The sequence below is a fragment of the Alcanivorax sp. DG881 genome (genome assembly GCF_000155615.1).
GTDB lineage: Bacteria > Pseudomonadota > Gammaproteobacteria > Pseudomonadales > Alcanivoracaceae > Alcanivorax.
Map to the genome: position 1 here is coordinate 438,570 of NZ_DS989915.1, position 21,524 is coordinate 460,093.

Sequence of the window (21,524 nt, forward strand, 5' to 3'; positions counted from 1 at the left end):
TTGGACCGGCACGGAATAAGGCGCTGCAAATGAAGCAACTGTTTGATTACCTTCCGGTAATTGTATTTTTCGGCCTCTACTTTCTTGGCGGTCGGGACATCATGCTGGCCACTTGGGGCATCCTGATTGCCACTACTGCCCAGGTCACACTGGGCTGGCTAATCTGGCGCAAGGTGCAAAAAATGCACCTGATCGTCTTTGTGATCACCCTGATCTTCGGCTCCATGACCCTGTTTTTCCAGAACGATGTCTTTATCAAGTGGCGCCCTTCCATTATCAGCTTCACCCTTGGCGGCATTTTGCTGCTTGGCCACTTTCTGCGCGAACGCAACCTGCTGCAACGGCTGTGCGAATCACTGATGGTTTCCGGCTTCGGGTTTGTGGTGGCGCTGTCGCGCCGGGACTGGGCGCTGCTGAATATCGCTTTCGTGCTCTACTTTGCCTTCATCGGCGCGCTCAACCTCTACATTGCGTTCAATTTCAGCACTGACTTCTGGGTAAACTTTAAACTCTTTGGCTTCACTGCCCTCCAAATGATCTTTTATATCAGTGTATTCGCGTATGTATTTAAGAAAATGCCTGAAGAAGACCGCAAACGCATCATGAAACAGGACAGCGCTGAGGCCGGCACTGAAAAGACCCCCACCGACAACGAAAAAAAGGATGGCCATGCTGTACGCGATCATCAGTGAAGATGTCCCCGACTCCCTGCCGTTACGCAAACAGGCTCGCCCCGCGCACCTGGCGCGGCTGGAAGCCCTCCGTGACCAGGGGCGCCTGCAACTGGCTGGCCCACATCCCGCGATTGATAGCGACGACCCCGGCCCCGCCGGCTTTACCGGCTCACTGGTCATTGCCGAATTCGAATCCCTGAGTGACGCCCAGGCCTGGGCGGATGCGGATCCGTATATGGATGCCGGCGTGTACGCCAGTGTCACGGTGAAACCGTTCAAGCGCGTACTGCCCTGAAAATAGTCGACCAAGCCAGGCGGCCGATCATGGCAATTTGCCATTTTTTACAAAGACACCACGGCTCACGCGGCGAAATGTGACTATGGTAGCGCCCCTACCGGTATGAGTTCTTTAGACTGCGCGGCCTGACTTCAAGGAGTAACTGATGCTCGCTAGATTATTCTGTGTACTGGCATTGCTGAGTGCATCCAGCACCGCCCTTGCCGCTGCGGCATGGGTAGATGACAGTATTTATGTGCCGATTCGTGCCGCCGCCAATCCCAGCGGCCGCATCCTGCACCGCGGGATTAAAAGTGGCACCCGCATTGAATTTTTTGGTTTCGAGGGTGACTGGGCGAAGATTCGCTATGGCGATACCGAGGGCTATATTGGCAAGCAGTACCTGAGCCAGAGCCCTACCGCCGAGATTCGCCTGGAGCGCGCCACCCAGGCCAGCGAAAAGGCCAAGGCGGAAGTGGCCAAACTGCGCACCCAGCTTGCTGAGGTCAAAGGTGAGCGAGATGCCCTGTCCGAGCAATCCAGCGAGCTGAAAAACTCCCTGAGCTCACGCAGCAATGAGCTGGAGCAGCTTCAGGAAGTTGCCTCTGATCCAATACGCCTGGACCAGGCCAACCGTCGCCTCAATGAAGAATTGAGCCTGCTGCGTTCCGAGCTGGATCAGGTCAAGGGCGAGAACGTGATGCTGCGCAACAACAACACTTCCCAGCAGTGGATTACCGGCGTGGGTATTCTGGTCATCGGCCTGATTGCCGGTGTGCTGATGCGCTCACGCTCAGGCCGTCGCCAGCGAGGCGGCTGGGCCAACTAATCCGGTGTGGCCCGGGCACAGACCCGGGTCGCCACCCCTCTCCCCGCTTCCGCCTTCCTCTATTCCGGATACTCCCACACGGGCAAACCTGCCTGAACCTCCAGCCTCAGCACAATCCCGGTAATGCCCTCGTAGCCCAGTGAACGAGGCCAGAACACATAGGGTTCGATTTCATAAAAAAACCAGGGGCGCCAGACGCTGCGCCGAAAACGCACACTGGTTCGCCAGGTTTCGATGGCTGCAACAGGGTCGGTAAAGCCGTCAAAGCCCACCGAATAGCCTATCCCGGATTGCTTGCCCAGGCGGGTATAAAGGCTGACCGTCTGATTGAAATACCAATCCCGGTTCAGCGCGTTATTCTCTTCGGTCAGCTCGTATTCACTGCTGAAACGGATGGTCGAGAGCTGTGTCAGCGGGCGATCCAGCTCGAACAGGGAGTTGATGCCAAACCCTTCCGGGTCCTCCCAATAGCCTTTCTGGGTAAACCGGAAATAGCTTTTGCCTCCCGGCAAGGGCGTATACCAGCGATAGCGGGCCCGCAGAAAGGTCGTGAACTCAGAGCGCACCCCGGCATCCAGATCCAGATTCATGCGGTCTGGCATTTTGGTCACCCAGCGTAAGGCGGTGCGGAAACCACCGGAATCATTGCCCACATCTTCCGGGCGACTATCCAGATCATTACGCAGCTCATCATCAACATCATCGTCATTCTGAAAAAGCAGGCTCAGCCGTTCCTGTGCGTTAGGCAGCTCGACTCTGGCGCGCACCTTTACCTCGCTGCCATCGTCGTCGTTATCCTGCCAACGGCTGGCGCCGATAATGCGAAGCTGGGTGCCGGGTTGTTCTGTATCAATCTCATTGGGGCCGATGAAGAAGCCATCGACCCAGCGGGTGGGGCCACACACGGTCCGGGACATCCAGTCATGGGTCCTGTCCACCCACCCGGCCTCACCGGAAAGATGTCCACAGGGGTTGGGATGAAACGGCCTGGGCGGCCCTTCAAGCTCTGTGTCGACGGCGTGATCCGTGGCGGTCGCCGCTTGCTCACCGGAAACCGTCGCACTGGGCGCCCGGTCATTTTCACTGGGCGTTTGCGGGGCGCTCCGGGCGTAACCCGGCAGCAGCAGTCCGGATACCGAACACACAAGTAATAAGCCCAACAAACATCGTTCCACAGTGTGCATCCCTGCAGCATAACGGCATGAAATCATTTGCGGAATCCTGCAATGATAAACGGCAATCTGACCGAAACGGACACGGGACAAGGCGTTTACCTTTGGGTAGCATGCCCGTTTACGTTGACTGAACGAATCGCGCTATGACCATTTGGCACAAGATCCGGGGCGCCCTCGCCCTGCTAGGCATGCTGATCAACACCCTGCTCCTCTGTCTGCCGCTTTACGCCTTCGCCCTGCTGCGGCTGGTGCTCCGATTTGAGAAGGCGCAAGTCGTTCTGTCCCGAATCCTGGTCGTCATTGCGGAAACCTGGATTGGCAATAACAACGCCATCATTGCCCTGACCAGCCAGATCAAATGGCGCATCAGCGGCATGGACACACTGAGCAAAGACCAATGGTACCTGGTGACCTGCAATCACCAATCCTGGGCAGACATTCTGGTGCTGCAGCGCATCTCCAACCGCCGCATCCCGTTCCTCAAGTTTTTCCTGAAACAGGAGCTGATCAAGGTGCCGCTGCTGGGGCTGGCCTGGTGGGCGCTGGATTTCCCCTTCATGAAGCGCTACACCAAGGCCGAACTGGAAAAGACCCCTTCGCTGAAGGGCAAGGATCTGGAAACCACCCGCAAGGCCTGTGAGAAATTTGCCTACTTTCCGACCTCTGTGATGAATTTCTTTGAAGGCACCCGCTTTGACGCGCAAAAGCACGCCAAACAAGGCTCACCGTATAAGCATCTGCTGAAACCCAAGGCTGGTGGTGCCGCCTTTACCCTGAATGCCATGTCCGGGCATTTGCGAAATCTGCTTGATGTGACCATTATCTATCCCCCGGGCACACCTCGCTCACTGATGGCCTTTCTTGGTGGTGCCATGGACGAGGTGGAAATCGTTGTGCAGCAACGTGTTATTCCGGCCTGGGCCTCAGAGGGCAACTACGAAGACGACGCGGAGTTCCGCGCCCGTTTTCAGCAATGGATTGGCGAACTCTGGGCAGACAAGGACGCATTACTCGACAAAAAGAACGCAACACGCAACACGCAGCACGGCACACGCTAACTTTACTGCCACCCGGGTTTCGTTCACCCGCATGCAGGCGTGAGTCGTGTTGCGTGCGGACGCATTTGGAACCTTGTTATGTTTGGCCGATTCCTGAAACCCCGCTGGCAACACGCCAACCCCGATATTCGCCTCAAAGCCGTTGAGCAACTGGATCTCTGTGAGGACGCGACCCTGCTGAATCAGCTGGCGCGGGGGGATGCCAGCGCGTTGGTACGCGCCGCTGCCACCGGGCGCCTCACCGACTTTGCTGCGCTGGACGAAGTCCACCAGCGCGATGAAGCACCCTCCGTTCGCGAAGCCGCCTCCATGCGCATCATGGCCCTGCTGGCCGGCACCACCGATGACGCTCCCAATAGCGACACCCGCCTGCGCCTGATTCGACTCACGGGTAACGAAAACGCACTTGCCCATGTGGCCAGCCACAGCCCGGATATGCACAGCCGCATGGCCGCCATTGAGCGTCTCAAGGATGAGGGCGTGCTTTATCAGCTGGCACTGGATGCCCCCACTGAAGCGCTGCGTGTCGCCTCGGTACAAAATATCACCTCCCTTTCCCTGCTGAAGCGTTTAGGAAAGGAAGGTCGCGACAAGCGCGTCACCCGCCTGGCACGTGACCAGGCCCGAGCGCTACAGCAACAGCAGCAACAGAATGAACAGGAAACCGCCAAGGTCTACCATCTCGCGGACCGCCTCGAACAGCACGCGCGCCGCCGCGTGGACGCTCTGTACGGCCCGCAGCTGGAGCAGCTGGAGCAGCAGTGGCAACAACTGACACGCCAGGCAACACCGGATCTGGCCTCCCGTGTGCAGCAAGCACTTCACCAGTGCCGCAATCAGCTGACCGAGTTGCAGGAACAGACACGGCAGCAAGCATTGGCAGAAACCGCAAAAGCCGAACGAGAAGCAGCAGCGCACAGCCTGTATCAGCTTTTGAGTCAGGCGACACCGGAAACCTGGGATCATCAGCTGGGTGAAATGCGCTCCGCCCTGGCCACCCAACGCCGCCGCTGGGATAGCGCCGATGAGCAGTCGCAGGCCTTGGATGAAGACCGACTGGCTTTCAGCGACCTGGTAACAGCCTTTGAGCAGCTGCTGGCCCTGGCGGCCGATATCAATGCGGCAGAGTCACCGGACGTGCTCGCCGAGCTGGCCGAGCGCTGGCCCGACGAATATCAGCCCCCCTCGGCGTTGTTGGCGCTACGTAGCCAAAAGGCAGAAGCCGTTGATGCAAACACGACCAAAGAAACCCGACCGTCACAACCTGCCCAACCCCATCGGGGGCTACTGGTTGCCCTGAAGCGAGAGCTGCGCCAGGGCAATCTGCGCCATGCCAATCGCCTTTGGCACAAGGCTCAATCCATCATCGAGAGCGACGGTGATGCCCTCCTCGACGCCGAACTGGCCAAGCTTGCGCCGCGCCGCGCTGAACTGCAGGACTGGCACCGTTTTGCTGCGGAGCCCAAAAAAGTGGCGTTGTGCGAAAGCATGGAGGCGCTTAAGGACACCAGCATGGACGCGCCGGAATTGGCCACGGCCATCCAGGCGCTCCATGACGAATGGCGCGCCCTGATGAGTTCGGACCAGGGCGAGGATCAGGCTCTATGGGCACGCTTCAAGGAGGCTTCCGATCAGGCCTATGAGCCTTGCCATGCACACTTTGCCGAACTGGACGCCATCAAGGCCCGCAACCTGGAAAAGCGCCGGGCGCTGTGCCAGCAACTGGAAGGCTTTATCGCCGCCCAAAACTGGGAAACGGCTGACTGGCACGGTGTCTGGCAAATTCGTCAACAGGCCCCGAAAGACTGGAAAGCCCTGCACCCGATCCGGTTCACCGACGGGCGGGATGTGCAGAAACACTTCTCATCCCTGCTCACCCAGCTCGACGAACAATTGAATGGTTATATTGAAAAAGCCGAGAGCGAGCGCCAGCAATTGCTGGACCAGGCCCGTGCCCTAACGGAACTGGACGATGCCCAGCACGCCACACGCGAAGCACAGGCGATCCAGAAGCGCTGGCGGCAATCCGCCTGGCTGCCGCCGGGTCAGCACCGTGCGCTTCAGAAACCGTTCCGCAAAACCATGGATGCGCTGTTCGATGCCCGCAATCGGGATATCGCTGCCCGGCGCGAGCAGCAGGCTGAAGCCAGCCAGAGGCTAGCGACACACATTGAGGCGCTGGAGGCGTCTCTGGCGCAGCCGTTCAGCGATGACACGGCTAACAGCCTGCGCAATGCAGCAGCTACAGTGGACGAACACCTGGATGGCAATCAGCCCCAGCCGCTGGCTCGCAAAGCGCAGCAGCTGAAGCGGCGTGCCAGCGAGCGGCTCCAACAACTCAGTCGCTGGCAACAGTGGCAGCAGCTCCGTGACGCGGTTGCTGCCCTGCCAGAAAGTGCCGGATCGCCAGACGAGCCAGACAGTGACACAAATGCTGACGCCGCCCTGACCCTGGCCGTGGCCTTTGAAGCCCTCGCCGGCGTGCCCAGCCCGGAACCGGAGCGCCAGCGCCGCCTGCAATGGCAGCTAGAGCAACTCCCCAGTGCCATGAAGCAGCAGCAGTTTGATGCCCGTGAAGAAATGCAGCGGCTTCTCAAACAGCACCCAACCCCCGTGTCCGCCGCGGTCAAAGCGCGACTGGACAGCGCCATCGCGGTTCTAGAGCCCGGCAATGCGTAATCTGCTCTCGCGCTTTACGCGCTCGCCGAAAGGCCTGCAATGGTTCCTGAACCTGTACGGGCCCTATCTGGGCGCCGGTGTTCGCGTGGACTATCTGGCAGAAGACTTTCGCGAACTGAATGTCTCCATGGGGCTGCACTGGTACAACCGGAACTATGTAGGCACCCATTTCGGTGGCAGCCTCTATTCCATGGTGGACCCGTTCTACATGCTGATGGTGATGACCGTTCTCGGTCGCGACTACGTGGTGTGGGACAAGGCGGCGGATATCGAATTTGTCCGCCCCGGCAAGGGCCGGGTCTTCGCCCATTTTCAGCTCACCGATGCCATGATCGACGACATCCGCACGAATACCGATGGGGGTGAAAAATACCTGCCGTGCTGGCCAGTCGACATCGTGGATGGCGATGGCAACCGCGTTGCGGTGGTCAACAAGACGCTCTACATCCGCCGCAAGCCCACGTAGCGCCCTCTCTAGCGCAAAACTGGCTTCATTACTGCCCGAACCCGGAGCTGTTTTCCAGGAAACGAAGCTCTTCCGCGGTGCTGTCCCGACCCAGTGCGCGATTGCGATGAGGGAAGCGACCGAATTGCTGAATGATCTGCAGGTGTTCCCGCGCAGATTTCAGAGAGCTGTCCACATGACCGGCCAATGCGTCCGGTGCCTCGGCTTTGATCACTTCCAGTGCAGACAGACATTGCTGCTGCAAATCCTCGTCTTCGGCATGCATTAACGGCATCACAAAGAAAACCTGCCCGCATAGCGGCAGCTTGCTGTGCATCTGCCGTGACAGCCCTTCGATGGCCAACGTAGCCGCTCGGTGATCGCCACTGAAAGCCTGCGCCTGTCCGCGGTAGATGTTGCGAGTGAACTGGTCCAGCAACAGTATCAACGCCAGCCGACCCTGGGGGGTTCTCTCCCAATCCACCAGCTCCTGTTGCAGCGCCGCATCCACCAGCACACCGAAGCGATGCTCAATGTCCGCGTCGTCTCCAGCCGTAGCCGCAAACCACCGCTTGGCCATATTGTCCGATGGCCAACCCTGCGCCATGCCATCCTTAAACCAGTAATCCAGTATTTCCTGCCACGACGGGCCTAAATCAAACATCGACTTTCACTCGGTTTTATTTACTGATCGCCCTTGGCCTCACAGCGCTCCGGCAGTTGCGGCTCTATCACTGACAAGGCGGTATCCAGCAACAGCGGCTGGGCATCAATGGTGGGGTGAATGCCGTCATCCTGCACCCAGCCTTGCTCAATCACGCCATCCAGAAAAAACGGCACCCAGGGGGCGGATGTGGATTGCGCAACGTCACGAAATTGTTGCTCGAACAAGGCCGTGTACTGCTGACCGTAATTGGGTGGAATGCGCATGCCCAGCAGCACCGTGGTGGCCCCCGCTTCCCGGGACAGCATGACCATTTGCTTCAGATTGCTGGCCATGGCCATGGGCGAGAGGCCGCGCAAACCATCGTTGCCGCCAAGTTCGATGACCACCAGCTCCGGCTGATGGCGTGACAACAGCGCCGGCAAACGTGTTTTGCCGCCAGCGGTGGTTTCACCGCTAACCGATGCATTGATGACGGGATAATCCGGGCACCTTTCTTGCAACTGCTGGTCCATAAGTGCAACCCAGCCGGCTGACTTTTCAATGCCGTAGGCAGCACTGATACTATCGCCCAGTATCAGCACACCGCTGGCGTGAACCGATACCGTCAGGCACAACAATTGAACCAGTAGAAGATATCTTGCCATGAATACAGCGTCTCCCGTTTTGCTTGCCCACAATGTCAGTAAGCGCGTTCAAGGCCCGGAGGGTGGGCTCGATTTGCTGCAGGATATCACGCTTGAAGTGAATGCCGGTGACAGCCTGGCCATTACCGGCCCCTCCGGTTCCGGCAAATCCACCTTGTTGTCACTGCTGGCCGGTCTTGATGTGCCCACCGCCGGCGACGTGAAGCTGAATGGGGCTTCGTTCAGCCAGGCCAATGAAGATGAACGGGCGCGGTTGCGCGGCGAACAGTGCGGCTTTGTGTTTCAGCACTTCCAGCTGATCAACGATCTCACCGCCCTGGAAAATGTCATGCTGCCGCTGGAAATTCTCAACCGGGAGAAGCGCCGGGAGCAGGCCATGCACTGGCTGGAACAGGTGGGCCTGGGGCGTCGACAGCATCACTTCCCGGCACAGCTGTCCGGTGGCGAGCAGCAGCGCGTTGCCCTTGCGCGGGCCTTTGTGGTGTCACCCGCCCTGCTGTTTGCTGATGAGCCCACCGGCAGCCTGGATTTCGCTAACGGTGAACACGTGGCCGACCTGCTGTTCTCGCTGAACGCGGAGCAAAAAACCGCGCTGGTGCTGGTCACCCATGACCCGCAGCTGGCCGGTCGCTGTCAGCGCTCCGTCTCTCTGACGGAGGGCCGCCTCAGTGTTTAAACCCTGGCGATCCCCCGCGTTTCGGGTTCAGGCCCTGGCCTTGCTGGTGGCTGCCTTTGCCATGACTGCCATGCTGATTCTGCGTGACAGCGTGGACCAGCGATTTAATCAACGCACCGCCGTGGCCTTGGGGGCTGACTGGATTCTGGAAGGCACCCGCTTCCCGGAAGCCGCTCAGCAACAGGCCGTTGCCGATTTATCCCATGCCGAGGCAGCCAGCTTTGCCAGCGTGCTGATCAATGAAGACCAGTTTTTGCTGGCCAGCATTCGTGCGTTGTCCGGCGGCTACCCGCTTTATGGTGAGCTATCGGTCAGCGACTCCCGTTTCAGCGACCCTTACGCCGTGGACCATGGCCCCGCATCGGGAACGGTCTGGCTGGCCGGTCAGGCGCTGGACCGGCTGGGTCTGAAAACCGGCGAATTCATCACGCTCGGGGAGCGTAGCTTGCTGATCGACAAGGTGCTGGTGCAGGAGCCGGACCAGCAGGCGGGTTTCTACAGCATGAATCCCCGCGCCCTTATTCATCTCTCTGACCTGGAGAGCACTGGCGTCCTTGGCCCAGGGAGCCGCTATCGGCACCACCTTATGGTCGCCGCGAATGCAGAGCAGCGCAGCCATCTGGATGAACTGCTTGGCGCCACCCTGCGTCCGGACCAGTCCATCGAAACCGTCGCCACCACCGACTTGCGTAGCCGTGGCCCGGTGGAGCAAATGTTCCTGTGGTCGCAATTGGCAGTCATGCTGGTCGTGCTACTGTGCGCCGCAGCCATTTACCTCACCGCCAGCCATCGTGCACGGCAACAGCAAACATTATGTGCCGTGATGAAAACCGTGGGCGCCCGGCAGCAACAGATCGTCAGGCGATTGCTGGGTGGTGATGTGCTTGCGCTGTTATTGCCGATTGTTGCCGGTGTTGCGCTTGCGGTGTTGGTGGGCTGGCAACTCTCCGCGCTGCTCGGTGCGGAACAGCTATTCCTGGCGCCGATGATCTGGGGGCTAGCGGGGCCGATTCTGCTCTGGCTGGGCTTTGCCGCACCCACGCTGTGGGTCAGCCTGTCGCTGCCCGCCACCGCACTACTCAGTGGGCGTGAAGCGCCGACCCGGCTGGGGCGGCGGGTTTTGCTCATCGCCATTATTACCCCTATTCCCCTGGCCGCCATCATGACCGGCTCACTGGCCGCGCTGTGGCCGCTATTGCTGCTCACCCTGGCGGTCTCCCTGGGGCTGCCGATGATTTTGTGGCCGCTGGTGCAGCTGCTGGATCGTTTCAGTACGCGCCTGAGCCTCCCTGCCCGGCTGGCCCTGCGCCGCCTGAGTCGCCGCAAGGCAACCACCCTGCCCTTGTTGGCGGCGCTGATCATTTCCCTGACGGTGCTTTCCCTGTCGGTGCAAACCGGCCGGGAGTTGCTGGGCGACTGGCGGGCAACACTCCCGGAACAAGCGCCCAACTATTTTGTGATCAATCTTTTTGATCAGGATCTGGACGCCTTCAACGACTGGCTTGCTGCACACAATAGCGAGTCGCAACCGCTCTATCCGGTGGTCCGGGCCCGGCTCACCGCGATTAACGACGAACCCGTGCGCAGCGCCGTTACCAAGGAAGAAGACCGAGCGGAGCGCGCCCTGAACCGGGACCTGTCTCTCACCGAAGCGGATGCCCTGCCGGACAGCAACATCCTCACCGAGGGTCGCTGGGCCAGCGGCCCTCAGGAAGTTACTGTGGAAAGCAAACTGGCGGACTCGCTGGGACTCAAGCTTGGGGACTCGCTTACCTTCACCGGTGCTGGCCCGGCAATCAGTGCCACCGTGGTCGGATTGCGAGAGGTGGACTGGGAAAGCTTTGCTCCCAATTTTTATTTTATCTTCTCCCCCGACACCCTGAAGAGCCAGGGGCGGACCTGGATCACCAGCTTTTTCCTGCCCGAAAACCAGCAGGCCGAGCTGGGCGAACTGGTGCAACAATTTCCGCAAATCAGCCTGCTGGACGTGAACGCCATCCTGGCCACGCTGCAGGACATTATCGCCCAGGCGAGCCGAGCGGCCTTTGTGGTCGGTGTCCTGTTATTACTCGCGGCCCTGCTGGTGCTGATGGCCGCGCTGCTGGCCATGACCGACGCCCTGCGCCGAGACAACCGCTTGCTGATCGTTATCGGCGGGCGCCGTGCCTTGCTGCGCAAAACCGCGGCCTTGCAGGCGTTCTATCTGTTCGGCGGAGCCGCACTGCTGGCCAATCTGATCCATCTGGCAGCGCTGATCCCGCTTGGGGCGCGCCTGTTCGACAGTCAGTTGCCATTGAGCGGCTGGCTGTTACTGCCGTGGGCCGTGGCCGGACTGGTCACGGTGGCCGCCCTGTTGGCGCCACCGTTGATGCCGAAAGGCTCAGGCCTGTCGGCGAGCCAATAGGGAAAATGCCACCCAGGCCGCCACGCTGCTGGCGGCCATCAAACCCGTCATGGGCAGCGTGCTGCCGTCGTGGAGCATGCCCAACACGGTCCCGATCAGCCCCGCCAGCAGGAACTGCAACGCCCCGTTCAGGCCGGTGGCGGCACCGCTGTCCCGATCAAACAGGTTGAGAAAGCTGGCGATGCCATTGGGCATGATCAGCGCCACCATGCCCGCCGCGATCATGATCAGCGGCACTACCCGCCACAGGGTCAGCATCCCGGCGAGGGTCAGTCCCAGCATGGCCGCGCAGGCCATCACCTGCAGCGTCAGCGCCACCTGCATGATCGCGGCACTGGAATACCGGCGCAGCAGCAAGACGTTCAAACGGTTCATGCCCAGCATAGTCACCACGTTGGCGCCGAAATACAGCGGGAACTGTTCCGGGCTGATACCGAAGTATTCCATGTAGAGAAACGCCGCATCGGTAATAAAGGTGAACATGGCGGCAAATGCCAGGGCGTTAGCCAGAATAAACCCCATGGCCTGACGGTTTCGCAGCACCCGGCCGTAGGCCAGGAACATGCGCTGGCGCAGCGGTTCGCTACTCGGTTTCACCGCCACGGTGGGCAGCAAAAAACGCACAATACCGAACAGCATGAACCCGTACATCGCCAGCATGTAGAAAATGCTTTGCCAGCCAAACAGCTTGAGCAGCAGTGCACCGACTGCCGGCGCAACCAGAGGCGCCACCAGCATCACCAGGCCAATGGTGGTCATCACCCTGGCGGCTTCCTTGCCGGTAAAGTGGTCCCGCACCGATGCCGCCGCGATAACCACCGTGGCGCCCCCGCCCAGGGCCTGCAAAAACCGCAGCATGTAGAGCATATCGATAGTCGAAGACAACGGGATGCTCAGGCAGCCGAGGATAAACAGGGTCAGGCCCACATAGGCCACCGGCTTGCGCCCGAACTGGTCTGACAGTGGCCCGCCCAGCCATTGGCCTGCCGCCACCCCCAGCACATAGACACTCACCGACACTTCAACCGCATGGATTTCAACGGAGAAATGGCCGGACATGGCCAACAAGGCGGGAAGGTAGGTATCGATGGCTAGCGGCCCCAATGCCACCAGCGTGGCGAGCAGCAATGCCAAACGGCCGGGAGACAGATTTTGCATGGAAGATCCTGGTGCTGGTCCGCGAGTGCAGGTTGTCTCACCTCGCGCGACCGGATTGGGAATGATGCACAGGGTGGCTGGGGGCCCCAGGGCAGCATCAACGATGCCGGGGAATTACACCCCCAGGAGCGCAATCGCCCGGAATGGTACCGCAATGCCCAGCCCCTTTCAGTTACTTTATGAATCCAATTCATTTTCTTTGAATGAAAAGCCGAAAAAACGAGTTGCGGCGCAGCTGGTGGGCTGTGACTATTACCCGGCTCAGCAGGTAGCCCGCCCGACGCACCGTGCCGGAATACACGTTTACCGACACCGGCAATCATGCATAATGCGGCTTACCTCGTGGCAGCATGGCCGGCAGCGATATGCGCCTGCCCTGTTGGCACCGTCAATACCCCGTCTCGCCGGCCCATGGATAAGCGCTCGCCAGATGTGGATTTCGTTTCATCACCTAGGAACTTCATGGATTTAAGCGTCCCTTTCCAGTTAGCCATCATCACCGTGGTTGCGTTCGCCTGCCAGTGGCTATCCTGGAGAATCAAGCTCCCCGCCATTTTGCCGTTGCTGCTTACCGGCCTTGCCCTTGGCCCGTTTTTCGACGTACTGCAACCCAAGGAGTTGTTCGGCGACCTGCTGCTTCCCGGTGTCTCTCTGGCGGTATCCATTATCCTGTTCGAAGGCGCGATGACCCTGCGCTTCGATGAAATTCGTGGGCTGGAAAAAACGGTGCGCCGGCTGGTCACCTGGGGCGCCCTGGTGACCTGGAGTATCGTGACGGTTTCCGCCTGGTGGGTGCTGAAGCTGCCGCTCGGGCTGGCTTTGCTGTTCGGTGCCCTGGTGGTGGTGACCGGCCCTACCGTAATTGTTCCCCTGTTGCGCAGCGTGCGACCGGTAAGCAGCGTGGCGCGACTGCTGCGCTGGGAAGGGATCGTGATCGACCCGCTGGGGGCGATTTTCGCGGTACTGGCCTACGAGCTGGTGGTGGCGAGCGGTCAGGATGGTGCGGTGCTTCATACGCTCTGGCTGTTCATTCAGACCATTGGTGTGGGCGCCGCAATTGGTGCTGTGGTGGCGTTCGGGCTTGCTGAGCTGTTACGTCGCCACCTGATCCCCGAATATCTGCGCAGTTTTCTGGTGCTGTCATCGATCATCGGTGAATTCGTTCTGGCCAACGGCCTGAGTGAGGAATCCGGGCTGGTTGCGGTTACCGTCACGGGTATCGTGCTCGCCAACCGCAAAGGCGTGCGTACCGACGACATTCTCCACTTCAAGGAGAACCTGTCCGTCATGCTGATTTCCGGCCTCTTTATCGTGCTGGCAGCCCGGCTGGAAATGAGTGAACTGAGTCAGCTTGGGCTCACCGCTCTGGCGGTACTGGCGATCATCCAGTTCGTGGCGCGCCCCCTGTCGGTTTGGGTATCCACATTGGGCTCATCGCTAAACTGGCGAGAGAAGTCCCTGCTCGCCTGGATTGCTCCGCGCGGTATTGTTGCCGCGGCAATCTCCGCCCTGTTTGCCGAACGCTTGCAGCAAAACGGTGTGCCCGGAGCAGAAAAACTGGTGCCGCTCACCTTTATGGTGATTATCGGCACGGTAGCGTTGCAGAGCCTCACGGCTCGGCCTCTAGCCCGCCTGCTGAAAGTGGCGGAACCTGCCGCACGTGGCTTCCTGATCATTGGCGCCAACCCGGTGGCCCGGGCCATTGGTGCGGCCTTGCAGAAAAACCAATACCCGGTGGTCGTCACCGATTCCAGCTGGGAATCCATTCGCTCTGCCCGGATGGAGGGGCTGGGGACGTTCTACGGCAACCCGGTATCACAGCATGCGGATCAATATCTGGATCTGGTGGGCTATGGCAAGTTGTTGGGCCTCAGCCCCCGCCGTGAACTTAATACCATGGCGACCATGCGCTATCGGCTGGAATTCGGGGAGCAGAACATTTTCAGCCTGCCCACCCAGAAGACGGAAAAGGAAGTGAAGCATGAAGTGGCGCCGGAGCACCGTGGTGCCACCCTGTTTGCGCCGGATATGACCTATGCACGGCTGGCCAGCCTGCTCAGCCAGGGGGCGGAAATCCGTAAAACACGCCTCACCGAAGAGTTCAGTTTCCAAGCCTACAAGGAAGCGCCGGGGCGCCAGGTCTGGCCGCTATTTGCTATTGATGCCCGCGAGCGCATCCATGTGTTCTCCGCAGAAGAACAGCCCGATCCCAAGGCCGGCTGGCATATTCTTGGGCTGGTGAAAGAAGACGCCGGCAAGGAAGAAAAGAAAGCCGAAGCCCGTGCAGAAGCCGCTGCCGAGAAGACCGCCGCGGAAAACAAAGCGGACAGCAAAGCCGAAGGAAAAGCCGGGAAAGCTGACGACAAATCCAACAAGGACAAGTCCGGGTCAGCCACCACGGGGAAAGAGAAAGGAAACCCACAGAAAACGCCAAGCGCATAACGCCCTTTGCAAGCGTGTGCCTGTCGCCAAAAAGAGCGGCGACAGGCGCGTGCTTGCGACTCTTTCTACCACTCGCGCCTCAACGGGATCAGGCGTTTCCAGACAGGCGGCAAGGCTCAGCCTGTGTTGCGCTGTTGCTCGGCATCATCACCCACAAACGAATCAATCAGGCCGCATACCCGGCCATCATCCAGTCGGCAATCAGGCGCGCCCTGCCATTCATTCATCGCATCACGCATACGCGTGCTCAACGCCTGCAGCTCGGCAATGCGGGCCTCTACCTGCGTTAACCGGTTTTCAATCAAGGTGCGGACCTGGCCGCAAGGCGTTTCCCCTTCACGGGATGCCTGGGTCAGGGACTGGATGTCGCCCAACGTGAATCCCAAAGAGCGTGCTTTCAGGGCGAAGCGCAACAACCGTAAATCTTCTGCCCCGTAATAGCGGTATCCGTTATGGCTGTCACGCCTCGGTGACAGCAAACCAATATCCGTGTAATGGCGAACGGTTTCAGCGGTGGTATTCCCCTGTTTTGCCAGTTCCGATACACGCATGCGGTTACTCCTGATCAGCGGGCAGGATGGGTGATAGAGAGGTCTGCCCCCACAGCTGCCAGCTTTGTGGCACCGGCCGGCTATGGGCGGCAAAAAACGCCTTTACAGAATCCATGATGGTCGCGACAGACAGCTGCCGGGTCAGCGCGGTACCAAAAGCGGTCTGTTCCGGCGTGTGATTCAGTGTGCATTGCAGCGCCACATCAGCCAGCAGCAGCTCATCCTCATGGCGCTGCCAGGCATCACGCAATGGCGCGGCCAGCCAGCCACACTGTTGAAATTCCAGCGCGTACTGCCCTTCCAGCCACCACAGATAAGCATCATCGCCCAGTGCGCCCAGCAACGCATCATGCTGTTGCCGGTACTGATCCGTGTCGCCACTGGCGATGGCCCGGCGCAACAACCAGATCATCGGCTGTTCGGATTCAAGCTGATGGGTGGCCGCGATGCGCTCACAGGGTTTGCCCAGGCACTGGGTCAGCCACAAGGTCAGGGCTGCGGAGCGCCCTTCAGCCAAATTGGCCACCCGAGCCTCGTTTGGCGATTCGCCGAGTGCCTCCAGAAACGCCTTGCCACCCTCACTCTGCAACCAGCGCCCTTCTTTCAGCAACGCCGTTAGCCGCAGCCCGGAGCTATAGTCGTACCAATCGGTCAAGGTGTAAGGCGTAGCCGGGGTGCCTTCCAGGCGGAGAAAGCTGATTCCGCCACCGGGAAAATGCAGCCGTACCCGTGCCGCAAAACGACTGTCGCTTTCATTGAAGCCAGTGATCGCAAAACGGTCGATGGGCTGCGCCTGTACCCAGGGTTTGATGGTCGACGCCGGTAGCGGCACGATATCCTGGCGCTGTAGCAGCACATCCAGTTGGCCCTGCGAGAGATCGGCCCGTAATTGGCTCAGGGTGTTACTGGTATCGTCACTGTGCGCAGGCAAAGGCAGCAGCAAAGAGGCAAGCAGAGACAGCGTTGAGCACCAGCGGAACATGAACATAAACCGTGAAGACAATGGAGGGAAGACCCTACCACAGGGGACAGCCCGGGCGTGATTAAACCCGAGCCGGATAGCCGGTAATGCGGCGAATGGAACGATATAACGGCGCCAGCCGGGGATATAACTTGCGGTAGACGTCCCGGTACAGGGCGTCGTAGTGGCGTGCCGGGGCCGCCTCTGGCAGGAAGGTGTCGCCCGGGCGTGTCATTGCTGCCACCGCAGAGGGATAGTCCGGGTGCAGGCCCAAAGCGACAGCCGCATTGATCGCAGCTCCCAGACCGGATGTTTCCGTGGTGTGGGGCCTCACTGCAGGCAAATTGAAGATGTTCGCGGTGATCTGCATGATCGCATCACTTTGCGAGCCACCGCCGGACACGCGCAGGGAGGTGACCGGAATGCGGTTACGTTTTTCCAGCCGCTCTTTCCCCTCGCGCAGGGCATAGGCAATGCCTTCGATAATCGCCCGGTACATGTGAGCGCGGGTGTGTACATCGCCAAACCCGATAATGGCCCCCTTGGCCTCTGGACCGGGAATGCGCACGCCCGGGTTCCAGAATGGCTGCAGCATTAACCCCATGGCGCCCGGCGAAGACTCTTCCAGCAAGGCTTCAAAGAGCGTTTCCGGTGCCACGCCAAGTGTCTCGGCCTGCTGCACTTCCTGTTGCCCGAATTCGCGTTTGAACCAGTTGACCATCCAGTAACCGCGCTGAACGATGATTTCGGAATTATAGCGATCGGGCACGGCGGCACCGTAGGCCGGGACAAAGGTGATCGGCTCCACGTAGCGCGCGTTGCAGGTGTTGAACGTGGCGGTGGTACCGTAACTCAGGTTGCCGATTTCCGGGGTGAACGCGCCCGCCCCCAGCACTTCGCAAGCTTTGTCGGCGCCGCAGGCAATCAGGGGCAGCCCCTCGGGGATGCCTGTGGCCTGGCTGGCCTGTTCGGTGATCGCCCCCAGTGGTTTGCCGGGCACCACCAGCTCCGGCAACTGTTCACGCTGAACCCGCAAGGCCTGCCATTTAAGGTCATGGGCCGGCGCCCAGCAGCGCCCTTTGTAATCGAAAGGAATGTAGCCCACCTGCGACGCAGTGCAGTCACGCAGCTGGCCGGTAAGCTGATAGGTCAGGTAGCCCGACAGCAGCAAAAAGTGTCGGGTTTTCTGCCACAGCGCAGGCTCATCCACGGCCAGCCAGTTGCATTCGGCCTTGGCCTGGAACTGCCGCAGGGTTTCCCCCTGCCCCATCACTGTCACCGGGGCGGCCAGCCACCAGGGCAGCCGGGGGATGGAATCCGTGCGACGCTGGTCCAGCCAGATAATCGCCGGGCGCATCGGTTGCTTGTGTTCATTAAGACACACCACCGAAGCCCGCTGCGTGGTCAGTGCCACCGCTTTAACCTGATGTTTGAGTGCGCCGTGCTGCTCCCATAGCCCCTGGCAAGCGAGTCCGAGCTGTTCCCAGAAATAGCTGGCATGTTGTTCTGCCTGGCCCGGCTCGTGGGAGAAATAAGGCTCGATATGCTGCTGGTAACGGGCGATCAGCTCGCCGTCGCGATTGAATAGCATGGCACGCACGCTTTGCGTGCCCTGATCCAGCGCCAGTACCAGCGGCTCATCCATCATCCTGCCTGCTTCTCCCGGATCTCGGCCGAAACGTTCGGCTCAGCAGCGGCACCAGCAGGTGTGGGCACGCCATAGTAGCGCTGATGAATCTGCCGGTAGCGGATCAGCTCCTTGTCCCAGCGGGTGTCATCCCAGCCCAGGGCCTGCTGGATTTGCGCACGCAATGTCGCCAGCACCGCGATCCCTGCGGCGGGCTTAAGCAGCCCAAGGCGGGTGCGACGCAACATCAGATCATCCAGATGCACCACCGATTCATGGGCCAGAATCCACTCAATAAAGGCTGGATTCGTCTGGTCTGCATGCAGAAACGCCTCCACCGCTTCGGGGGCATTCTCGATGGGCTCAAAACCCCGCGCTTTGCTTTTCTGGCTGCGCCGGTGCTCTTTATCGTCAATCAAACCGGTGGCCAACAGCGCATCCAGTGCAATCAACCGAAAGGTAGTGAGCTTGCCGCCGCTGACGGTGACAATGCCATTCTCCCCCCAAACCGCATGGTCCCGACGCTCCTTGGACGGATCCACACCCTTGCCTGAGGCGATAACCGGGCGCACGCCAGCGATGGTCGAATAGATGTGTTCACGGGTTACGTTTCGGCCGGGGAACTGGGTATTGATCAGCTTGAGCAGGTAGACCACCTCCCGATCACTGGCCGCGGCCTCAATATCCATGTCCTGGGGGTGATCCAGGTCCGTGGTGCCCACACAGGTCACCCCTTCCCAGGGAAAGACAAACACCGGCCGGCCATCCTCGGGATGCATCACCGTAAGGCAATCGTTGACCGGTAATACGGCGGGGTCGATAAACAGGTGGCTGCCACGCAATGGCCGCACCCTGGCCTCGGTACCGGAAAAACGATCCGCCCAGGCCCCGGTGGCACTCACCACCGCAGTCGCCTTGAGGGTGGACAGTTCACCACTGACCCGGTCTTCAACAGTAACAGAGAAGCCCTGTTCCCCCTTTTCGCTCCGCTCTGCCTGAACGACACGAGCGTAATTCTGTGCCACCCCGCCATGGCGCGCGCCCTCCAGCAGCGTGCGCATGACCAGGCGGCAATCGTCGGTGAGTGCGTCGGTATAGCACATGGCCCCGGTGAGATCCTGATCCCGCAGCCCGGGCACCCGCTCTAACAATTGCGCCCGGTTGAGGTAACGGTGGTCGCGAATACCGGCCAGAAAATCATACAGCCACAACACCGCCTTCATGGGCCAGCGCCCGGGGAATACCCCCTTGCGCAACGGGAAAAGATAGGTCGCCCGCTCTACCAGGCCCGGCAACTCATTGAGCAACCGTTCACGCTCCAGCAGGGAATGGCGTGTCAGGGCAATGTCGCCCTGGGCAATGTAGCGCAAGCCGCCGTGCACCATTTTGGAGGAACGACTGGAGGTACCCCAGGCGAAATCGGTTTGTTCCAGTAGCAACACCCGCTGCCCGCGACGGGCCGCTTCAAGCATGACACCGGCGCCCGTGATGCCGCCACCGATGACGATCAGGTCCCATTGCGGCTTGCCCTGTGTGGCGGGTGTGGCCAGTTCTGTCAGCGTGCGGCGTTGGCCGAGCATAAAATTTTTCCTGTTGGTCGTAAGCGAATCGTGCCTGTATCAGTCGTCGATCAAGCAGCCGGGATTCAGGCGATGCTGGGGGTCGAAGTGATCGACCAGCCGGTTCAGCACCGCCATTCCCTGCTCACCTTTTTCATGGTGCAACCAGGGCGCGTGATCACGACCTACGCCATGCTGGTGACTGATGGTGCCACCGTTCGCCACAATGGCCTCACAGGCTGCCTGCTTCAGCACCCGCCAGCGAGCCAGCGTGGTTTCGTAACTGTCCGCGCAGCGAAACACGTAAGTGGTATAGATACTGGAACCTTGCGAGTACAAATGTGACAGGTGCGTAAAGACATGCACTTGCTCGCCGTCTCCCGCGTTATCACGCACCGCCTGTTCCATGGCAACCATGGCCGGGGTCACGCGGTTCCAGTCCACGGCGGTTTCAAAGGTATCGACCACATAACCATGCTCCCACAAACCGTGGCGCAGGTACGGTGAGCGGAAACGGGACTCTTCCCACTTTTTCCCCAGCAGGGTACCCACCATGACGCCACCAGCCTGACGGATCCGCTTGCGAGCCTGAGCAAGCACGTGACGCGCCTGGGCCTTGTCGCCGGTTACGCCGAACGTGATCATGCATTTGCCGTCACCACAGCCACGCACATTCAGATAACGATGCAAAATACCGACCAATTTTTCGTGGCCGGCCAACATCAGGTGTGTACGGGTTTCTTCTGCATTGGACAGGCGCAGCATGGAAAGCGGTATCTTCGCCTGGGTCATCTGCCGCACCAGCTCTTTGCCGGTATCCCAGTCGGGGGCGAAGGCCACCTGAAACGTTTCCGTTTCCGGCAAGGGCGTGACCCGCACTTTCACTTCGGTGATCACCCCCATGCGCCCTTCCGAGCCAAGGATGATTTCCCGCAGGTCAGGCCCAGCTGATGAGGCCGGAATGGTAGGAATCGTCAATGTACCTTTGGGCGTTTCCACTCGACCACCGGCAAACATTTGCTCGATGCGGCCATAACGCATGGATTGCTGGCCGCTGGAACGACTGGCCACCCAGCCGCCAATGGTGGACAGCTCCCAGGACTGGGGAAAGTGCCCCAGCATGTAGCCCCGCTCACGGAGCTGCTGCTCGACCTTGGGGCCCGGTGTTCCCGCACCAAACGTGGCGATCTGGCTTTGCGTATCCAGATCCATCAGCTGGTCCATGGCCGCCAGGCTCAAGGTCAGAACCGGTGCATCGCCATCCGGGGGATTGATATGCCCTGCCACGGACGTGCCGCCGCCATAGGCAATCACGGTAATGCCCTGGGCCAGAGCCCAATCGAGCAGTTCGCGAACTTCCTCGCTGCTGGAGGGTGTGGCAACCCCATCCGGGAATCGCTCGAACTCGCCGGAGCGCATGGCCAGCCAGTCTGGCAGGCTTTGCCCGCGTGCATGGCGCAGACGGGTTTCCGGGTCTGTCTTCACGCCCGGATGGTCCGGCAACCGGGACGCCGGCACCTGGGCAATCACGGCTGCCATTTCCGCGTCCGGTAGCGGCTCCGCCCGGCCCAGGCGGGACTGAATAAAGGCCAGCCCTGACGGTTTCAACGGATAGTGATTGTTACTGTCACCCCAGCCATTCCAGCGTCGCATGCATACACTCCTTATTTTTCCCCATAGTAGTCCTGACACGCCGGG

The 21,524-nt window shown here is 60.1% G+C and carries 18 protein-coding genes; 9 read left to right on the forward strand and 9 right to left on the reverse strand.

Translation table 11 applies throughout. The features are described 5' to 3' along the window. The first annotated feature begins 29 nt into the window (after positions 1-29). The 3 genes from ADG881_RS01965 (at position 30) to ADG881_RS01975 (ending at position 1,780) form a co-directional block, all read left to right on the forward strand. On the forward strand, positions 30-692 hold the full coding sequence (locus ADG881_RS01965) for an inner membrane-spanning protein YciB (RefSeq protein WP_007149144.1): 663 nt from the start codon (positions 30-32) through the stop codon (positions 690-692). Then, positions 670-969 carry a YciI family protein gene (locus tag ADG881_RS01970; RefSeq protein WP_007151535.1) on the forward strand — a complete coding sequence of 100 codons (300 nt, stop codon included), beginning with the start codon at positions 670-672 and terminating at the stop codon, positions 967-969. Before ADG881_RS01965 ends, ADG881_RS01970 begins: the two co-directional genes overlap by 23 nt. A gap of 148 nt (positions 970-1,117) precedes the next feature. After that, on the forward strand, positions 1,118-1,780 hold the full coding sequence (locus ADG881_RS01975) for a TIGR04211 family SH3 domain-containing protein (protein WP_007150259.1): 663 nt from the start codon (positions 1,118-1,120) through the stop codon (positions 1,778-1,780). A gap of 59 nt (positions 1,781-1,839) precedes the next feature. On the opposite strand, the gene ADG881_RS01980 is transcribed toward ADG881_RS01975, so the two are convergent. Beyond that, on the reverse strand, positions 1,840-2,940 hold the full coding sequence (locus ADG881_RS01980; protein ID WP_232211668.1) for a hypothetical protein: 1,101 nt from the start codon (positions 2,938-2,940) through the stop codon (positions 1,840-1,842). Positions 2,941-3,098: 158 nt separating this feature from the next. On the opposite strand from ADG881_RS01980, the gene ADG881_RS01985 reads away from it, so the two are divergent. The 3 genes from ADG881_RS01985 (at position 3,099) to ADG881_RS01995 (ending at position 7,158) form a co-directional block, all read left to right on the forward strand. Further along, positions 3,099-4,013 (forward strand): acyltransferase, encoded by a 915-nt coding sequence (locus ADG881_RS01985; protein WP_007149130.1) that lies wholly within the window; start codon positions 3,099-3,101, stop codon positions 4,011-4,013. Between the two features lie 78 nt (positions 4,014-4,091). Then, positions 4,092-6,692: a DUF349 domain-containing protein gene (locus ADG881_RS01990; RefSeq protein WP_007148431.1), complete on the forward strand. Its 2,601-nt coding sequence runs from the start codon at positions 4,092-4,094 to the stop codon at positions 6,690-6,692. Next, a complete protein-coding gene (locus tag ADG881_RS01995) occupies positions 6,685-7,158 on the forward strand; it encodes a DUF4442 domain-containing protein (protein WP_007150861.1) in 474 nt (157 codons plus the stop codon). The genes ADG881_RS01990 and ADG881_RS01995 overlap by 8 nt, the downstream gene beginning before the upstream one ends. Positions 7,159-7,186: 28 nt before the next feature. Here the strand turns inward: ADG881_RS01995 and ADG881_RS02000 are convergent, their stop codons facing one another. Together ADG881_RS02000 and ADG881_RS02005 are read right to left on the reverse strand one after the other, a co-directional pair. Further along, a complete protein-coding gene (locus ADG881_RS02000; RefSeq protein WP_007150108.1) occupies positions 7,187-7,801 on the reverse strand; it encodes a DUF924 family protein in 615 nt (204 codons plus the stop codon). Positions 7,802-7,821: 20 nt separating this feature from the next. Then, positions 7,822-8,448, reverse strand: coding sequence for an arylesterase (locus ADG881_RS02005; protein WP_007150373.1), 627 nt, complete (start codon positions 8,446-8,448; stop codon positions 7,822-7,824). On the opposite strand from ADG881_RS02005, the gene ADG881_RS02010 reads away from it, so the two are divergent. Next, the gene (locus ADG881_RS02010) at positions 8,447-9,124 is read left to right on the forward strand and encodes an ABC transporter ATP-binding protein (RefSeq protein WP_039925953.1); all 678 of its coding nucleotides are present in this window, start codon (positions 8,447-8,449) and stop codon (positions 9,122-9,124) included. The two genes, ADG881_RS02005 and ADG881_RS02010, sit on opposite strands and share 2 nt — an antisense overlap. After that, complete coding sequence (locus ADG881_RS02015; protein WP_007149873.1) at positions 9,117-11,528, forward strand: ABC transporter permease; 2,412 nt, start codon at positions 9,117-9,119, stop codon at positions 11,526-11,528. The genes ADG881_RS02010 and ADG881_RS02015 overlap by 8 nt, the downstream gene beginning before the upstream one ends. Here ADG881_RS02015 and ADG881_RS02020 read toward each other — a convergent pair. Beyond that, positions 11,505-12,686, reverse strand: coding sequence for a multidrug effflux MFS transporter (locus tag ADG881_RS02020; protein WP_039925954.1), 1,182 nt, complete (start codon positions 12,684-12,686; stop codon positions 11,505-11,507). The genes ADG881_RS02015 and ADG881_RS02020 overlap by 24 nt on opposite strands. A gap of 462 nt (positions 12,687-13,148) precedes the next feature. Between ADG881_RS02020 and ADG881_RS02025 the strand changes: the two genes are divergently transcribed. Further along, entirely contained in the window at positions 13,149-15,128 is a 1,980-nt protein-coding gene (locus ADG881_RS02025) for a sodium:proton antiporter (RefSeq protein ID WP_007149284.1), read from the forward strand. Positions 15,129-15,244: 116 nt separating this feature from the next. Here the strand turns inward: ADG881_RS02025 and ADG881_RS02030 are convergent, their stop codons facing one another. The 5 genes from ADG881_RS02030 to ADG881_RS02050 all read right to left on the reverse strand — a co-directional run bounded on the left by ADG881_RS02030 (position 15,245) and on the right by ADG881_RS02050 (position 21,479). Beyond that, positions 15,245-15,679 (reverse strand): MerR family transcriptional regulator, encoded by a 435-nt coding sequence (locus tag ADG881_RS02030; protein ID WP_007148943.1) that lies wholly within the window; start codon positions 15,677-15,679, stop codon positions 15,245-15,247. A gap of 4 nt (positions 15,680-15,683) precedes the next feature. Further along, the gene (locus tag ADG881_RS02035) at positions 15,684-16,661 is read right to left on the reverse strand and encodes a hypothetical protein (protein ID WP_198004984.1); all 978 of its coding nucleotides are present in this window, start codon (positions 16,659-16,661) and stop codon (positions 15,684-15,686) included. A gap of 61 nt (positions 16,662-16,722) precedes the next feature. Then, positions 16,723-18,285, reverse strand: a complete 1,563-nt coding sequence (locus ADG881_RS02040; protein ID WP_083787447.1) for an FGGY-family carbohydrate kinase — start codon at positions 18,283-18,285, stop codon at positions 16,723-16,725. Then, a complete protein-coding gene (locus ADG881_RS02045; protein ID WP_007150601.1) occupies positions 18,285-19,847 on the reverse strand; it encodes a glycerol-3-phosphate dehydrogenase/oxidase in 1,563 nt (520 codons plus the stop codon). Before ADG881_RS02045 ends, ADG881_RS02040 begins: the two co-directional genes overlap by 1 nt. A gap of 39 nt (positions 19,848-19,886) precedes the next feature. Then, a complete protein-coding gene (locus ADG881_RS02050; RefSeq protein ID WP_007150473.1) occupies positions 19,887-21,479 on the reverse strand; it encodes an FAD-binding oxidoreductase in 1,593 nt (530 codons plus the stop codon). Between the last annotated feature and the right edge of the window lie 45 nt (positions 21,480-21,524).